Below are 14803 nucleotides of genomic sequence, written 5' to 3' on the forward strand. Positions count from 1 at the left end.
GTGCCAGCGGTTGTCAGCCGGCAGCCCGTCGATGGGCAGCCCGCCAAAGGCGCTGCGCGTCCCCTCGGCGAACAGCCGCGCCGCGGCAAGGTTGGTTCCCGGCAGGATGATGGCGAACTCCTCGCCGCCAATCCGGCCGGCAACGTGATGCGCGGCTGCAGCTTCGCGCAGGAAGCCTGCAAAAATCTCGATCACCCGGTCGCCTGACGCATGGCCGAAGCTGTCGTTGACGCTCTTGAAATGATCGAGATCGGCGATGACCAGTGCGACCGGCACGCCTTGCCGCATCGCGCCAAGCACCGCCAGCTCGGCATGCCGGGTGAAGCCGCCGCGGTTGAGCAGGCGCGAAAGCGTGTCCGTCTCCGACTTCGACGTCACTTCGGCAAGCACGTCGCGAACCAGGATGGCCAGCATCAGCAGCGCCAGCGCCAGCGCAAAGACAGTGCCGAGCGATTGCGACACCAGCGCGTAGTTGCTTTGCAGGTAGGCTTGCGGATTGGCGCCCCAGCCACCAAGCGCATGCGCGATGAACGGTTTGGAGGCAAACTGCAGGCCGCTCGCCGCCAGCACCGCCATCAACATGCGATCGAGACGGGCAAGCTTTTGCCTCGATGACCAGACGATGGCCAACCCGATGAACTGCATGACCGCATAGGGAAGCTGGTAAGCCATGATGCGGATCAGCGATTGGCGGGGCAGGTCCTGCACGAAATACACAGCTATGGTGGTGGTCAACAGGAACAACAGCATCGGCTTCCAGGGCAGTGCCACGCCGTATTTGCGGGCAAGCCCGCCATTGAACGCAATGGTGGCGGCAAGGAAAACCGCGAAGGCGGCCACGACCGGGAGCCGCGCGTCGGTGAAAGCGGGAATGGAGAATTCGATGGCCGAATAGGTCATGCCCAGCAGATAGCCAAATGCCAGCCAGCGCGCCGGCGCGCGGCCGACATCGTGGAAGGCGACCGCCATGAAGGATGCCGCCAGCAGGCCGGCAACCGACAGATTGATCAACAGGATGAAGTTGGCGCCGCTCATGTTCTCCCGCACCCGCGGCGACAGCTAATCATCGACGGGCGAAGAAGACGTTAACGCCGTCCCGTCCGGGCAGATTCAGCCGGTCTTGAGCGGCTCCGGCAGGAACGCCGTTTCCGGCCGCTCATAGGACAGGCGTACACTGTCGCGGCCGTTCTTCTTGGCTTTGTAGAGCGCATCGTCGGCACGGCGCATCAGCGGCTCCAGCGCCTCGCCACCGCTGCGGGCCGCCACGCCGAAGCTTGCCGTCACCCTCGTTCCCTGGGGAAGTCCGTCGACATGGCCGGCCGAATAGACGGTGCGCACCGCCTCGGCGAACAGCCGGGCCGCGGCAAGATCGCTGAGTGGCAGCAGCACCGCGAATTCCTCGCCGCCGATACGCCCGGCAACACCGCGCGCGCCGGCCGCCGACCGAAGCTTGGCGGCGAAGTCGGCGATCACCCGATCGCCCGCGCCATGTCCATGCACATCGTTGAGCGCCTTGAAGTGATCGAGGTCAGCCAGCACCAGCGCGACCGGGAACCGGGCCGAGGCGCAGTGCTGCAAGAGCCGCATGCCGCGTTCCTCGAAGCCACGCCGGTTGAGCAGGCCCGACAGGGGGTCGGTATAGGTCTCGGTCTTCAATGCCTTCAACACGTCGAGTGCCGCGGCGGAAAACAGGCACAACGCAATGAGCAGCGAGAGCAGCGCGTGCGACAGCAGCGCCGTCGTCCAGTAGGACGAGCCATAGAACCCGTCATAGCTGGCGAAGGGCCCATGCGCGATGACGACGGCAAGGGTGCGCACGAAGAAATTGACGCCCGACAGCAGCGACAGCACGAACAGGATTTTTTCGGTCGGGCCGTTGTTGCGCACCGGGCGCAGTTCGGCAGCAACCAGAAGGCTGATGCCGCCGAATGCGAAATTCATCGCCAGGATGCGCCAGGTGAGATCCGGCGCGACGAACAGGAACCAGCACAACGACGCTAGGCCGCCGCCGGCCAGCACGGCGATCCCCACATAGGGCACCTTGCGGCCATAGCGGTGGATAACAGCGCTGGCCAGGCAGCACGCGGCGATGGTGAAGCAGATGTTCGACGTAAGCTTGGTCAGCGGCATCCCGATGGGCAAGGTGAAATACTGCAGCAGGAAGCCAGCCGCCGAGAGACTGTAGCTGATCGCCAAAACGGCCAGATAGGGGCGGTGGCGCTGATAGGACCATAGCACAAGGAACGCCGCGCCGAGCGCCAGCGCGATCGTCGGGTTGAGCAGCGCAATGAGCAGACCCGTGTCCAACCGACTGTGACTTCCCCTGGCTTACGTCAGGGAAGAGCTTAGAGGGCAAGCCCAAACAAGCGGTTAAGCGAAAGCGGTAAGCAGGACCGCCGTCTCAAAATAATGTCAGGGAACCGGAGTCCCCAGTCAGCGTTCCTCCGTTCACAATCTGGAGCGACCCATGGCCGACACAATCACACTGACCGACCACGATGCGATCCGCTCATGGGCTGCCGGGCGCGCCGGCTTTCCCGCAATCGTCGACATATCGCCCGAAGCGGGGACGCAGCCCATGTTGAGGCTGGTCTTCGGCCAGCACGCCTATCAGGATCAGGACCAGCCTGAACGGCCGCTCAATGCGGGAGGCTATGAACTCGTCGAATGGGACGAATGGTTCAAGCTCTTCGAGGAACAACAGCTTGCGCTTGTGGTCGCGGCCGAACAGCCGGGACGCCGCGAGGAGTTCCACGAGCTCGTCCGCCGCGACGGAAAGAGCTGACCCGAGCCGGGCGCGGCTCGGGTTCTGTTCAAATCCGGGTTACTTCCACTCGCGGATGTCGACGAAGTGGCCGGCGATCGCCGCTGCGGCCGCCATCGCCGGCGACACGAGATGGGTGCGGCCCTTGAAGCCTTGCCGGCCCTCGAAATTGCGGTTCGAGGTCGAGGCGCAGCGTTCATGCGGCTTCAGCCGGTCGTCGTTCATGGCCAGGCACATCGAACAGCCCGGCTCGCGCCAGTCGAAACCGGCGGCGACAAAGATCTTGTCGAGGCCTTCGGCTTCCGCCTGTTCCTTGACCAGGCCGGAGCCGGGCACGATCATCGCATCGACATGCGGGCTGACCGTCTTGCCTTCGACCACCTTGGCGACGGCGCGCAGATCCTCGATGCGGCCGTTGGTGCACGAACCGATGAAGACGCGGTCGAGCGTGATGTCGGTGATCTTGGTGCCCGGCGTCAGACCCATATAGTCGAGCGCGCGCTGCTTGGAGGTGCGCTTGTTTTCATCGGCGATGTCGTCCGGGTTCGGCACAATGCCCTGCACCGACACGACATCCTCGGGCGAGGAGCCCCAGGAGACGATCGGCGGCAGCTTGGCCGCATCGAGCACGATCACCTTGTCGAAATGCGCGCCTTCGTCGGACTGCAGCGTCTTCCAGTATTCGAGTGCCGCATCCCAGGACGCGCCCTTCGGCGCGCGCGGCTTGTCCTTGACATAGGCGAAGGTCGTCTCGTCGGCGGCGATCAGGCCGGCGCGCGCGCCGCCTTCGATCGACATGTTGCAGATCGTCATGCGGCCTTCCATCGACAGCGCACGGATCGCCTCGCCGGCATATTCGATGACATAGCCGGTGCCGCCGGCAGTGCCGATCTCGCCGATAATGGCCAGGATGATGTCCTTGGCGGTGACGCCTTCCGGCAACTGGCCGTCGACACGCACCAGCATGTTCTTGGCCTTGCGCTGGATCAGCGTCTGTGTCGCCAGAACATGCTCGACCTCGGATGTGCCGATGCCGTGCGCCAGCGCACCGAAAGCGCCGTGCGTCGAGGTGTGGCTGTCGCCGCAGACGATGGTCATGCCGGGCAGTGTAAAGCCTTGCTCGGGACCGATGATGTGGACGATACCCTGGCGGATATCGTTCTCGGAATAATATTCGACGCCGAAATCCCTGGCGTTCGTGGCCAACGCCTCGACCTGGATGCGGCTTTCCTCGTTCTTGATGCCGAACTTGCGCTCGGGCGAGGTCGAGACATTGTGATCGACCACGGCCAGCGTCTTTTCCGGATGCCGGACTTTACGGCCGGTCATGCGCAGGCCTTCGAAGGCCTGCGGGCTGGTCACTTCATGGACCAGGTGGCGGTCGATGTAGAGCAGGCAGGTGCCGTCGTCCTGGCGATCGACGACATGGTCGTCGAAAATCTTGTCGTAGAGGGTGCGCGGTGCGCTCATGTGCGTAAATCCGTCGATATGAGAATGGGAAAGAGCAGGTACCGGACCTCAGGCCCGGCGAAAGGGACCCGAACAGGTCGGCCTAGGGTAGTCGGCTGGTCAGCGCCCCGGACACGCGCGCGGAAAAACGCGACGGCAGGCGTTTCCTGTCCTGCAGCACGAACCCCTTGTAGGCCGGATCGCCAAAAAGCTCTTCCATGGCGTGGCTCATACCAATGTTTTGGGTTTTCGGCAATTGCGGCGTTCAGCGCCTTTACCTTCTCCCGCAAGGGGAGAAGGTAAGTGGAGTCACAACACTTCAAACACAAACGTCTTCACCAGCGCGTCAGGCTCGGCGATCGCATAGCAGCGGAACCACGGGCTTTCCTCGATCGGCCGCCATTTCCCAGCTAGCTCCAGCTCATCGAACACCGCCTGGAAGCCGCCGCTCTCAAACACCTGGTCGCGCACGGTGAAGATGGCATGGCCGCCCTTGCGGGTGATGCGCACCAGCTCGTGCAGGCCCGACGCCGGCGCATGGCTGATGGTGAACACGCCGGTCGAGAAGAAGGCCCGGAAATACTTGTCAGGCCATGGCAGCGTTTCGCCCAGCATTGCCTGCTTCAGGTCGCTGTAGGCATTGCGGCTGCCGGCGATCTTCAGCATATCGTGCGAGAGGTCGAGCCCCGCAATGTCGCGGTAACCGAGCGCCTTCAGCGAGGGTCCCGACAGGCCAGTGCCGCAGCCGGCATCGAGCAAGGGACCATCGCCCGCCGGCACATGACGCGCCACCCAGGCGGTGATCAGGAAAGGCAGGAGGTAGCCGAGCGAGGCGGTCTCGCTGTCATAGGTCGCAGCCCACGCGGCATAGGCCTCCTCAAGCGCTTCCGGCGTGTCGGCCGTATAGACGGAATCCAGCGCCGCATTGGCTTTGTCGACGATCATGGGGACCTCCTCAAGGGAATGCTCGGGGATCGTAGCGCTGCCTTGGCCGAAAAACTATTCCTCGTGCTGGCGGCGCAGCCGCCGCTCCAGCGCCCTGAGCGCCAGCGACAGGCCGACGGTCAGGATGAGATAGATGTAGGCCGTTATCGAATAGGTCTCGAAGAAGCGAAAGGAGCCGGCGGCGTAGACCTTGCCCATCTGCGTGATGTCGGCAACGCCGAGCACCGAGACCAGCGAGGAATCCTTGACCAAAGCGACGAAATCATTGCCGAGCGGCGGCAGGATGGTGCGGATTGCCTGTGGGAACACGATCAGCCGGAAACGCTGCGCGCGTGTCAGCCCAAGCGCCTTCGCCGCTTCGATCTGACCCTTCTCCACCGCCTGGATGCCGGCCCGGAAAACCTCCGAGATGAAAGCCGAATAGCCGATGGTCAGCGCCATGATGGCGCGCCAGAGCAGCGACACGTCGCGCACCAAAAGCTCGCCGAACAGGCCGGCACTTTGCAGCGGCGCGGTCAGCGCGTTCCAGGCCGCGACGAAGGCCGGCGCGCCGGCAAAGGCGATCCAGAACAACAGCACCAGGATCGGCACGCCGCGGACGATCTCGACATAGAAGCGCGCGATCTGGCGCAGCCAGCGCGAACCGGACATTCCCATCAGCGCGATGCCGAGCCCAATGGCCGACGCCAGCACGAAGGCGATCACGGTGACGAAGATGGTGACGCCGATGCCCTTGGCGACCGTGGCGAACACCTGGGCATAGAGGTTGCTGGTGGCGACGAAGACGGCCACCGCGATGGCGAGGGTTACGGCAACGACGAGCCACCAGGGGAAGTCGGCTTTGGACGAAGAGGAAGGCGTTGCCATCAGGCGATGCCGGCCAAGCAGACGTGGGGGCAGAGGGGGGCGTTCAAGCGCGAAGTCAGCGGGAAATCACTGCCCCATCTTGTAATCAAGAAACCATTTCTTGTTTAGCGCATCGAACGTCCCGTCCGCCTTCAACGCAGCGATTGCCGCGTTGATCGGCTTCACCAGGTCGGAACCCTTGGGGAAAATGAAACCGAAATCCTCGGTGCCGAGCGGCCCGCCGATCAGTTTCAGTTTGCCCTCGGAGGCGTCGACATAGCCTTTGCCAGCGGTGCCATCGGTCAAAACGACATCGACGTCACCGGACTTCAGTGCCTGCACGGTCGCGCCGAAGGTTTCGAACAGTTTGATGCGCGGGTTCTGCTCATTGCCGTCGAGCACGCTATAGACGGCGGTGTAGAAGGGCGTGGTGCCGGCCTGCGCGCCGATCAGCCCGTCCTTGAAGTCGCCGAAGGTCTTGGCGTCAGTGAAGCGGCTCTCATCGCCGCGCACCAGCATGAACTGTTCCGAGCGCATATAGGGGTCGGAGAAATCGACCTTCTCCTTGCGATCGTCCTTGATGGTGATGCCGGTCATGCCAATGTTGTACTGGTTGTCGGAAACCGCCTGGATCATCGCGTCCCAGGAGGTGTTCTGGTATTCGACGGCAAAATTCAGCCGCTTGGCGATCTCGTTCATCGCGTCATACTCCCAGCCGATCTGCTTGCCGGTCTTGGCATCGATGAACTGCAGCGGCGGATAGGCGTTTTCGGTCACAACCACCACCTTTTTGCCGCCGAGGTCGGGCAGCGCCTGCGCAAAGGCGGCAACGGGCGTCAGGACGAGGGCAAGCAGGCCTGCCAGCAGCAGTTTCGATTTGGTCATGACACACTCCCCGGAAATTGACGGACCCGGACATGGCCGGGCTTGCAGGAAAATACGGCGCCGACTTTAGCTTTCCGCAAGCGTCATGCAAGACGGTCCGCTGCGTCAGGATGCGCGAAAGCGGATTCCAGTGCCTTCATTTCCGGGATTCAGGAATGAACGGTGTCGCGGCAGCGATCAGCTCCGCTTCGCGATGCCGGCATCTGCCTTGCGCAAGCCGGAGACGAACCGCGTCAGCGTGCGGTGCAGGGATTTCAACTCGTCGGCATCCAGCGGCAGGTTGCAAAGCATCGCCGCCGGCACGCTTTTAGCCTGCTCACGCAACGCTTGGCCCTTCGCTGTCGGCTCGACCATAACCCGGCGCTCGTCGGCGGGGTCGCGCCGGCGTGTGACCAGTCCGCCAGCCTCCATCCGCTTGAGCAGCGGCGTCAGCGTCGCGGAATCCAGGCCAAGCGCTTCGCCAAGCTCGCCAACCGTGCTTGGAGCTCGTTCCCACAGCGCCAACATGGCCAGATATTGCGGATAGGTCAGGCCGAGCGGATCGAGCAGCGGGCGGTAGAGCTTCGTCATCAGCCCGCTTGCCGAATAGAGCGCGAAGCACAGCTGCTGGTCGAGCCGCGGAACGTGAAACGTCCCGGTGGCCTCCGCCGGGACGTCGCTGGTGCTCTTTGTCGTCTTTTCCGTCATGCCGCCTTTACCGAAAGCGCTACGTCGACATTGCCCCTGATGGCGTTGGAATAGGGGCAGATCTTGTGCGCCTCCGATACAAGCGCTTCCGCCGCCGCCTGATCAAGGCCTTTCGTTTCCGCCGCGAGCGCGACGCCGAGCTTAAAGCCTTCGCCATTGGGAAGCAGGCTGACGGTGGAGGTTACCCCGGCATCCGTCAGCGACAGCTTCTGTTTGCGCGCGACGAAGCGGATGGCGCTTTCGAAGCAGGCGGCATAGCCGATTGCGAACAGTTGCTCAGGATTGGTGGCGCCCCCCGGCCCGCCGAGCTCCTTGGGCATTGCCAGATCGACCTTGAGCAGACCGTCGCTGGTCTCGCCGTGGCCGGCGCGGCCGCCGGTGACGTGAGCCTGTGTGGTGTAGAGTGCCATATCAAATCTCCAATTACCTTGTGCACGATTATTTGGTACACAAGATAATATGCCGTCAACAGCGGATCCCGTTTCTGGCGCTGAAAGCGTTCACAGTCCGGTGAAACGAAAAAGGCGGCCGAAGCCGCCTTTTTGAATGGGATGTCCGAAAACCTTATTCGGCGGGGGTCGCTTCCGCGGCGGCCTTGGCTGCTGCTTCGGCTTCGGCGGCGGCCTTCTTCTCGGCGGCGTCCTGGGCGGCCTTCTCGACGGCCAGGGCCTCGGCTGCTGCCACCTTCTCGGCCTCGATGCGGGCCTTCTCGGCGTTCAGCGCATCGCGCTCCTCATCATTCAGCTTGCGGGCGCGCACGCCGGTGTTTTCCGAAATACGGGCCGATTTGCCGCGACGATCGCGCAGGTAATAGAGCTTGGCGCGACGCACCTTGCCGCGGCGAACGATCTCGACGCCTTCAACCATCGGCGAGTAGACCGGGAACACGCGCTCGACGCCTTCGCCGTAGGAAATCTTGCGAACCGTGAAGTTCTCCTGGAAGCCGGCGCCGGCGCGGGCGATGACGACGCCCTCATAGGCCTGGACGCGGGTGCGGGTGCCTTCGGTCACGCGGACCTGGACGCGCACGGTGTCGCCGGGCTGGAATTCGGGAAGCTTGCGCTTGGCTTCGATCTTGGCGGCCTGTTCGGCCTCGAGCTGACGGAGAATATCCATCTCAAAAGTCCACTTCTTGTTCTTCCGACAGTCAGAGCGTCCGACACTCGCCTTGCAGTTCCATTGACCGCTTGGCTATGCCTTTTGTCTCCAAGACATTTGTCTTTGAAACATCAGGCAGGGGCGACTACACCGTCATTGTTGACGGGTCCGGCAGATTCTTTCTGGCCGGTACGGGCGGGCACATACAGCTATTTCGCCGCTTTGTCACGCCTTGGCAGCGCATTTTCTGCTCGCATGGCACCATCGTAATCCTGCCGTGCCGGGTTGCGCCGGTCGTTCAGGCTTTCTAAGCCTGAAATAACACAGTTTTGAGCGGCCGCAATTCATGTCTGTCTTCGATGCCATCCTGCTGTTTCTGGCGGGCTTTCTGTCAGGCGCCGCCAATGCGGTCGCCGGTGGCGGCACCTTCATCACCTTCGGCGCCATGACGCTGGTCGGCCTGCCGCCGATCGTCGCCAACGCCACCTCCTCGGTGACGCAATTTCCAGGCTACATAACCTCGACCCTCGCCTACTCGGCCGATATCAGGCATTTCTGGCGCGGCGCGCTACTGCTGTGCCTGATTTCGGCCGTGGGTGCACTGGCCGGCGCGCTGATCCTTTTGGCGCTCGACAATCCGTCGTTTCGCGCTCTGGTGCCGTGGCTGCTCTTGGCCGCGACAGCCCTGTTCGCAGCCGGCCCCTGGCTGAAACCAGTGCCGAAGCCCGGTCATGAAGCGGCGGTGGGCTCGCTCGCCGGCTCCCTGGCGCAGTTTCTCACCGCCATCTATGGCGGCTTCTTCGGCGCCGGCATGGGCGTGATGATGCTGGCGACGCTCGGCCTGACGCAAGCCGGCGACTATCACCGGCTGAACGCGTTGAAGAACATGCTGGCCATGGTCATCGCCGCTGTTGCGATCGTCGTCTTCGTCTCGGGCGGCGTCGTCGCCTGGCCGCAGGCGATCATCATGATCCCGGGCGGAGCGCTCGGCGGCTATGCCGGCGTCTGGATCGCCAAGCGCGTGCCGCAAAACGCAGTGCGCGGCTTCGTCGTCGCTGTCGGTCTGTTTCTGGCTTTCTATTACTTTTGGAAAGGGTGAGCGGCGGCGCCCAACAAATCCGGACGCCGCTCTTTCGTCAACGCCTCTGACTCCGCCCGCCGCCATGCGGCGATCTTCTTGTGATTGCCCGAGATCAGCACCTCGGGTATCTCGCGGCCTTCAAACTCCTGCGGCCGCGTATAGTGCGGATGTTCGAGCAGGCCGTTTTCGAAACTCTCCTCCTCGCCCGACACCGCGTTGCCCATCACGCCGGGCAACAGCCGCACCACCGCGTCGAGCAGCACAAGGGCGGCCGGCTCACCACCCGAGAGGATGAAATCACCGATGGAGACCTCCTCCAATCCCCGCGCGTCGATCACCCGCTGGTCGACGCCTTCGAAGCGGCCGCACAGGATGACGGCACCCGGCCCAGCCGCCAGCTCGCGCACACGCGCCTGGGTCAGCGGCTTGCCGCGCGGGCTCATCAGCAGCCGAGGCCGCGCATCGCCTTCCGGCGAAGCATGGTCGATGGCTTTCGCCAGCACGTCGGCGCGCATCACCATGCCGGCGCCGCCGCCGGCGGGCGTGTCGTCGACGGTGCGATGGCGGTCGGGGGCGAAGTCGCGGATCTGGATCGCCTCCAGCGACCACGTCCCGGCCTCCAGCGCCCGGCCGGCCAACGACAGGCCGAGCGCGCCGGGAAACATCTCGGGGTAAAGCGTCAGCACCGAAGCGGAAAAACTCACCGGTTGCCCCCGGCATCGCTCGGTCCGCGCGGCCGGCCCTTCGGATCGAAGTCTTCCTCGCGCGGGCCATCGCCATCCTCGTCGTCGACCAGCCCGGCAGCCGCCGGATCGACACGGACAAAACCCTCGGCGATCGACACTTGCGGCACGGCGGCCTGTGTGAACGGGATCAGCACGCCCTTGCGCCCGCCCAGCGTCACGTCGAGAATATCGCCGCCGCCGAAATTGTGCACCGCGACCACCTTGCCAAGCACGGCAGCCGTGTCGTCGCGGACTTCGAGGCCGACGAGGTCGGCATGGTAGAATTCGTCTTCCTCGCCGTCGTCCGGCAGCATCGAACGGTCGACGAACAGCTCCGTGCCTGCCAGCGCCTCGGCCGCATTGCGGTCGGCAATGCCCTTGAAGCGGACCACGACGACGGTGTTGGCAGGCCTGATGTCGACGATCTGGAAGGCGCGCCCGTCCCTGGCGTAGAGCGGCCCGTAATCGGCCAGCGCCAGCGGCTCACCTGTGAAGGTCTTCACCCGCAACTCGCCCTTGATGCCATGGGCGGCGCCGATCACGGCCATCTGGACAGGGTTTTGGGGCTTGCTCATGGCGCTTTTACCTTCGTCATCCACGGGCGGAGCAGGCGCGAAGCGACTGCGCAGACCCGAGGATCCATTCCGTTACGGCGACCAAAAAGCACGGCAGTTCAGAAAGGGTCACGAGTCTCGTTCCTGCCAACTCTCTATTTGCAAACACTTCGCGCGGTCTCCACCGCAAAGCTATCAGACTTGTAACGCAGCAACGCTCGCAGGTCACGGCATGGATCCCGGGGTCTCCGCGACGTCGCTTCGCTCCTGCTCCGCCCCAGGATGACGAAGGGGGCGGGCATTTCAGCCAATCACCAAGGTAGTCACCTGCCACCAATCGATGGTCTCCTAACCTCAGCCGGCTGTCATTTCAATGACGGCTCTTCACCGCTTCCTAACCCGAATACCCGAAAATGCCGCCATGCAGGAATTCCTGATCCCGGCCAAACCCGATCTCCAGGCGGCGCGCGAAAGCTGGCTGAAGATGCTCGCGCGAGAACGTCGGCTGTCGCCCAAGACCGTGGAAGCCTATGAGCGCGACACGCGCCAGTTCCTGCATTTCCTCACCGGCCATTGCGGCGGCTCGCCCGGCATTTCGGACATCGCCGATCTGCGCCCGGCCGACCTGCGCGGCTTTCTCGCGGCGCGGCGCAATGCCGGTGCCGGTGCCCGCACGCTGGGCCGGGGTCTCGCCGGCATCCGCTCGCTGCTGCGTTTCCTCGAGCGGCGCGGCCTCGCCAATGCGGCCGGGGCGGCAGCACTGCGCTCGCCGCGCCAACCCAAATCGCTGCCCAAGCCGCTGACAGCGAGCGATGCCAAGCATGTTGTTTCCATTGAAGGCCAACTGGCGGAGGAACCCTGGATTGCTGCCCGCAACGCCGCCGTGCTGACACTGCTCTACGGCTCCGGCCTGCGCATTTCCGAGGCGCTTGGCCTCGCCGGCGCCGATCTGGCGTCGGCGGCCGACACGGTGCTTCGCGTCACCGGCAAGGGCGGCAAGACGCGCCTGGTGCCGGTGCTGCCGGTGGCGCTCAGGGCGATCGCCGAATATCGCCGGCTCTGCCCCTACCATCTCGACCCCAAGGGCCTGTTGTTTCGCGGCGCCCGCGGCGGTCCGCTCAACCCGGCCATCGTCCAGCGCGACATGGCCAAGCTGCGCTCGGCGCTCAACCTGCCCGATACCGCGACGCCGCATGCGCTGCGCCATTCCTTCGCTACGCATCTGCTCGGCCGCGGCGGCGATTTGCGCACCATCCAGGAACTGCTCGGCCACGCCAGCCTTTCGACGACGCAGATCTACACCGGCGTCGACACCGCGAGGCTGCTCGAGATTTACGAGCAGGCCCATCCACGGGCATGAACGCCAGTAGCGTCGCATAGTATCGGTGGCCAAACGTTCACCATTGGCCGAAAGCCTCCCCAACGTCGTCATCCCTGGGCGAAGCAGGAGCGAAGCTCCGTCGCGGAGACCCTGGGATCCATGCCGCGACCTTTGCCATGGAGTGCTGCGGAGCGGAATTCTGCACTGTTGCAGCGTTCCAGAGTCCCGGCATGGATCCTCGGGTCTGCGCCGCGTCGCTACGCTCCTTGCTCCGCCCGTGGATGACGAAGAAATGGGCGTTTCCGCTAATCATTGAGTCATGAGCACCATCGACGTCCGCTGAGGGCGATAGCCGGTCGAAGACAATTTCGCAGTACCAATTAACCGTTTTGCCGCTTTTCGGTTCTAGGAATGGGATCATGAAACGCGTCATCGCCATCGCCGACCGTGCAGCTTCCGTGTCGCTGAAGCTGCTCGTCGCGCTCAATGTTCTGTTCTTCCTGTCGTTTCTCGCCGTGCTGCTGTTCGCGGCCGGCAAGGCCCATGCCGAAATCTCGACCTGCACCGGCGCCGACATGCTGTCGGCCTTGCAGAAGAACGATCCGGCGACCTACCGCAAGATCGAAGCGGAAGCCGCCGCGACACCGAACGGCAAGGGCCTGTTGTGGAAGCTGGAAAAGCCCGGCGAGAAGCCGTCCTTCCTGTTCGGCACCATGCATATGACCGACCCGCGCGTCACCACGCTGCCTCCCGACGCGCAGAAAGCCTATGACGCCGCCGGCACCATCATCATCGAAACCACTGACGTGCTCGACAAGCAGAAGATGATGGTCGCGATGCTCAAGGAGCCGGACCTGATGATGTTCACTGATTCGACGACGCTGGCGTCGCTGCTGTCACCCGACGATGCGGCGGCCATGAACGCCGCGCTCGACGCCCGCGGCATTCCTCCGGCAACGGTTGCCAAGATGAAGCCGTGGATGCTCTCGGCCATGATGGCACTGCCGGCCTGCGAACTCGCCCGTCAGTCAGGCGGCGCCCCGGTGCTCGATGTCAGGCTGGCGGAAGGTGCAAAGGCTTCCGGCAAGCCGGTGGAAGGATTGGAGACTGCTGAAAGCCAGTTGCGCGCCATGGCCTCGCTGCCGCTGGCGTTTCACATGAAGGGCCTCGTCGACACGCTGAAGCTCGGCGATAAGATCAACGACATCAACGAAACCATGATCGTGCTCTACCAGCGCGGCGACACCGGAATGTTCTGGCCGCTGTTTCGCGTGGCCATGCCGGAAGGCACGGACGACCCCGCGGGCTATGCGGCGTTCGAGGAAACCATGATCACCAGCCGCAACAAGGTGATGGTCGAGCATGCCGAACCGATCCTTGCCAGGGGCAACGTCTTCATGGCGGTCGGCGCCCTCCACCTTCCCGGCCCCGAAGGCCTCGTCGAGGACTTCCGCAAGGCCGGTTACACCGTCACGCCTGTTGGACTTTAAGCTACTTCAGTTTACTTCGCCAGGATCTGGGCCAGCATCGCCGGAACGACGATCCGGTGAAACGGCATGATGATCGCAAGATAGGCGCGCCCGAGCCAATTGTGCGTCTTGACGATCGTCGTCGCGGCCACCTCTTGCCGGCCCGTGCCGAGATCCCTGACTTCGACCAGGACACGGAAATCGAGATGCCGGTCGTCGAGGCCAAGCACAACCTTGCCGGGAAACTGGCTGATGAGCGGAAATATCCCGATCCGGCCTGACGGCAACACTGTAGTTTCCAGGCCCGTCTTCAGCCGGAACGGCTTGACGGCAAGGTTGCGCAGCGCCATGAGCCTGCCGACCCAGGGCGGCATTCGCCCCAGGGCGCGTTCCGCCGCGCCGAGTGCCGTTAAAGAAAGACCCTGGGTGATCAGCACAAAGCGGTCGGCGAACTGGGCTCCGGCGAGAACATCGCAGTGATTCGGGACAAACTCTGCTATGGGATTCGTCACGACAAAAATCCTCCGGAAAAACCCATAGTAGGCACCAACTTGGCGCGTTGCGTGGCGAAACAACGCCATTCCGGCTCCGGAACGGCGGGATTGTCCTTGTTTTTGGCGTTTTCCAACCCTAGCGTGAAACCAGTTCAATGATTGCGCGTTATATGGTGTTGATTGATATTTTTCATCCACGGAGGACACTTTTATGGCGAACGCACCGAATCCAAACGACCCGTTCAATCCCAACACCACCAACACCACCATCAAGCAGAGCGGTGGCGGCGGTAGTGGCTGGCTGATTGCGCTGGTCGTCGTTATTCTGGCGGTTGTCGCGTATTATGTTTTCGGAAGGAGTGGTGAGCACCCGGCACCAGCCGAGCCGCCGGCGGCCAGCACACCGGCCCCCGCGCCCGCACCGGCGGAACCGATGAAGCCAGCCGAACCTGCACCTGCTCCGGCACCTGCAGAACCGGCCCCAG

General features: G+C 63.6%; 15 protein-coding genes and 1 pseudogene. 4 read left to right on the forward strand and 12 right to left on the reverse strand.

Going from position 1 to position 14803, the window contains the following annotated elements; all coding sequences use genetic code 11:
• Both EOB59_RS13575 and EOB59_RS13580 read right to left on the reverse strand, forming a co-directional pair.
• A pseudogene (locus EOB59_RS13575) lies at positions 1–1035 on the reverse strand (GGDEF domain-containing protein); the annotation flags it as partial.
• 75 nt (positions 1036–1110) lie between these two features.
• Positions 1111–2307 carry a GGDEF domain-containing protein gene (locus tag EOB59_RS13580; RefSeq protein ID WP_127267370.1) on the reverse strand — a complete coding sequence of 399 codons (1197 nt, stop codon included), beginning with the start codon at positions 2305–2307 and terminating at the stop codon, positions 1111–1113.
• Positions 2308–2467: 160 nt separating this feature from the next.
• Here EOB59_RS13580 and EOB59_RS13585 point away from each other — a divergent pair, with 160 nt between their 5' ends.
• The gene (locus EOB59_RS13585; RefSeq protein ID WP_127267369.1) at positions 2468–2785 is read left to right on the forward strand and encodes a hypothetical protein; all 318 of its coding nucleotides are present in this window, start codon (positions 2468–2470) and stop codon (positions 2783–2785) included.
• 39 nt (positions 2786–2824) lie between these two features.
• Here EOB59_RS13585 and leuC read toward each other — a convergent pair whose 3' ends face one another.
• From leuC to rplS, 7 genes are all read right to left on the reverse strand, one after another.
• Complete coding sequence (leuC, locus tag EOB59_RS13590) at positions 2825–4234, reverse strand: 3-isopropylmalate dehydratase large subunit (protein ID WP_128288551.1); 1410 nt, start codon at positions 4232–4234, stop codon at positions 2825–2827.
• 288 nt (positions 4235–4522) lie between these two features.
• Positions 4523–5158: a class I SAM-dependent methyltransferase gene (locus tag EOB59_RS13600; RefSeq protein WP_127808711.1), complete on the reverse strand. Its 636-nt coding sequence runs from the start codon at positions 5156–5158 to the stop codon at positions 4523–4525.
• A gap of 54 nt (positions 5159–5212) precedes the next feature.
• The gene (locus tag EOB59_RS13605; RefSeq protein ID WP_128288552.1) at positions 5213–6025 is read right to left on the reverse strand and encodes an amino acid ABC transporter permease; all 813 of its coding nucleotides are present in this window, start codon (positions 6023–6025) and stop codon (positions 5213–5215) included.
• 66 nt (positions 6026–6091) lie between these two features.
• Complete coding sequence (locus EOB59_RS13610) at positions 6092–6889, reverse strand: transporter substrate-binding domain-containing protein (RefSeq protein ID WP_128288553.1); 798 nt, start codon at positions 6887–6889, stop codon at positions 6092–6094.
• Positions 6890–7066: 177 nt separating this feature from the next.
• A complete protein-coding gene (locus EOB59_RS13615; protein ID WP_127267364.1) occupies positions 7067–7576 on the reverse strand; it encodes a MarR family transcriptional regulator in 510 nt (169 codons plus the stop codon).
• The gene (locus EOB59_RS13620; RefSeq protein WP_127267363.1) at positions 7573–7986 is read right to left on the reverse strand and encodes an organic hydroperoxide resistance protein; all 414 of its coding nucleotides are present in this window, start codon (positions 7984–7986) and stop codon (positions 7573–7575) included. The genes EOB59_RS13615 and EOB59_RS13620 overlap by 4 nt, the downstream gene beginning before the upstream one ends.
• A 154-nt stretch (positions 7987–8140) precedes the next feature.
• Positions 8141–8692 carry a 50S ribosomal protein L19 gene (gene rplS / locus EOB59_RS13625; protein WP_013528861.1) on the reverse strand — a complete coding sequence of 184 codons (552 nt, stop codon included), beginning with the start codon at positions 8690–8692 and terminating at the stop codon, positions 8141–8143.
• A gap of 328 nt (positions 8693–9020) precedes the next feature.
• Here rplS and EOB59_RS13635 point away from each other — a divergent pair, with 328 nt between their 5' ends.
• Positions 9021–9773 (forward strand): sulfite exporter TauE/SafE family protein, encoded by a 753-nt coding sequence (locus tag EOB59_RS13635; RefSeq protein ID WP_127267362.1) that lies wholly within the window; start codon positions 9021–9023, stop codon positions 9771–9773.
• On the opposite strand, the gene trmD is transcribed toward EOB59_RS13635, so the two are convergent.
• A complete protein-coding gene (gene trmD, locus EOB59_RS13640; protein WP_127330191.1) occupies positions 9755–10459 on the reverse strand; it encodes a tRNA (guanosine(37)-N1)-methyltransferase TrmD in 705 nt (234 codons plus the stop codon). The genes EOB59_RS13635 and trmD overlap by 19 nt on opposite strands.
• Positions 10456–11055, reverse strand: a complete 600-nt coding sequence (gene rimM, locus EOB59_RS13645; protein ID WP_127330189.1) for a ribosome maturation factor RimM — start codon at positions 11053–11055, stop codon at positions 10456–10458. The genes trmD and rimM overlap by 4 nt, the downstream gene beginning before the upstream one ends.
• A gap of 400 nt (positions 11056–11455) precedes the next feature.
• Here rimM and EOB59_RS13650 point away from each other — a divergent pair, with 400 nt between their 5' ends.
• Together EOB59_RS13650 and EOB59_RS13655 are read left to right on the forward strand one after the other, a co-directional pair.
• Positions 11456–12394, forward strand: coding sequence for a tyrosine recombinase XerC (locus EOB59_RS13650; protein ID WP_127808704.1), 939 nt, complete (start codon positions 11456–11458; stop codon positions 12392–12394).
• Between the two features lie 380 nt (positions 12395–12774).
• Positions 12775–13845: a TraB/GumN family protein gene (locus EOB59_RS13655; RefSeq protein ID WP_127398515.1), complete on the forward strand. Its 1071-nt coding sequence runs from the start codon at positions 12775–12777 to the stop codon at positions 13843–13845.
• A gap of 11 nt (positions 13846–13856) precedes the next feature.
• Here EOB59_RS13655 and EOB59_RS37315 read toward each other — a convergent pair whose 3' ends face one another.
• A complete protein-coding gene (locus tag EOB59_RS37315) occupies positions 13857–14588 on the reverse strand; it encodes a DUF2867 domain-containing protein (RefSeq protein WP_348639515.1) in 732 nt (243 codons plus the stop codon).
• Between the last annotated feature and the right edge of the window lie 215 nt (positions 14589–14803).

Origin of the sequence: Mesorhizobium sp. M7A.F.Ca.MR.176.00.0.0 (genome assembly GCF_004023165.1) — a bacterium.
GTDB lineage: Bacteria > Pseudomonadota > Alphaproteobacteria > Rhizobiales > Rhizobiaceae > Mesorhizobium.

Excerpts from the sequence above, each read along its gene's own strand:
- EOB59_RS13585 (WP_127267369.1), top strand. The coding sequence starts at position 2,468 with ATGGCCGACACAATCACACTGACCGACCACGATGCGATCCGCTCATGG.
- leuC (WP_128288551.1), bottom strand. The coding sequence starts at position 4,234 with ATGAGCGCACCGCGCACCCTCTACGACAAGATTTTCGACGACCATGTC.
- EOB59_RS13600 (WP_127808711.1), bottom strand. The coding sequence starts at position 5,158 with ATGATCGTCGACAAAGCCAATGCGGCGCTGGATTCCGTCTATACGGCC.
- EOB59_RS13605 (WP_128288552.1), bottom strand. The coding sequence starts at position 6,025 with ATGGCAACGCCTTCCTCTTCGTCCAAAGCCGACTTCCCCTGGTGGCTC.
- EOB59_RS13610 (WP_128288553.1), bottom strand. The coding sequence starts at position 6,889 with ATGACCAAATCGAAACTGCTGCTGGCAGGCCTGCTTGCCCTCGTCCTG.
- EOB59_RS13615 (WP_127267364.1), bottom strand. The coding sequence starts at position 7,576 with ATGACGGAAAAGACGACAAAGAGCACCAGCGACGTCCCGGCGGAGGCC.
- EOB59_RS13620 (WP_127267363.1), bottom strand. The coding sequence starts at position 7,986 with ATGGCACTCTACACCACACAGGCTCACGTCACCGGCGGCCGCGCCGGC.
- rplS (WP_013528861.1), bottom strand. The coding sequence starts at position 8,692 with ATGGATATTCTCCGTCAGCTCGAGGCCGAACAGGCCGCCAAGATCGAA.
- EOB59_RS13635 (WP_127267362.1), top strand. The coding sequence starts at position 9,021 with ATGTCTGTCTTCGATGCCATCCTGCTGTTTCTGGCGGGCTTTCTGTCA.
- rimM (WP_127330189.1), bottom strand. The coding sequence starts at position 11,055 with ATGAGCAAGCCCCAAAACCCTGTCCAGATGGCCGTGATCGGCGCCGCC.
- EOB59_RS13650 (WP_127808704.1), top strand. The coding sequence starts at position 11,456 with ATGCAGGAATTCCTGATCCCGGCCAAACCCGATCTCCAGGCGGCGCGC.
- EOB59_RS13655 (WP_127398515.1), top strand. The coding sequence starts at position 12,775 with ATGAAACGCGTCATCGCCATCGCCGACCGTGCAGCTTCCGTGTCGCTG.
- EOB59_RS37315 (WP_348639515.1), bottom strand. The coding sequence starts at position 14,588 with ATGGTGGTGTTGGTGGTGTTGGGATTGAACGGGTCGTTTGGATTCGGT.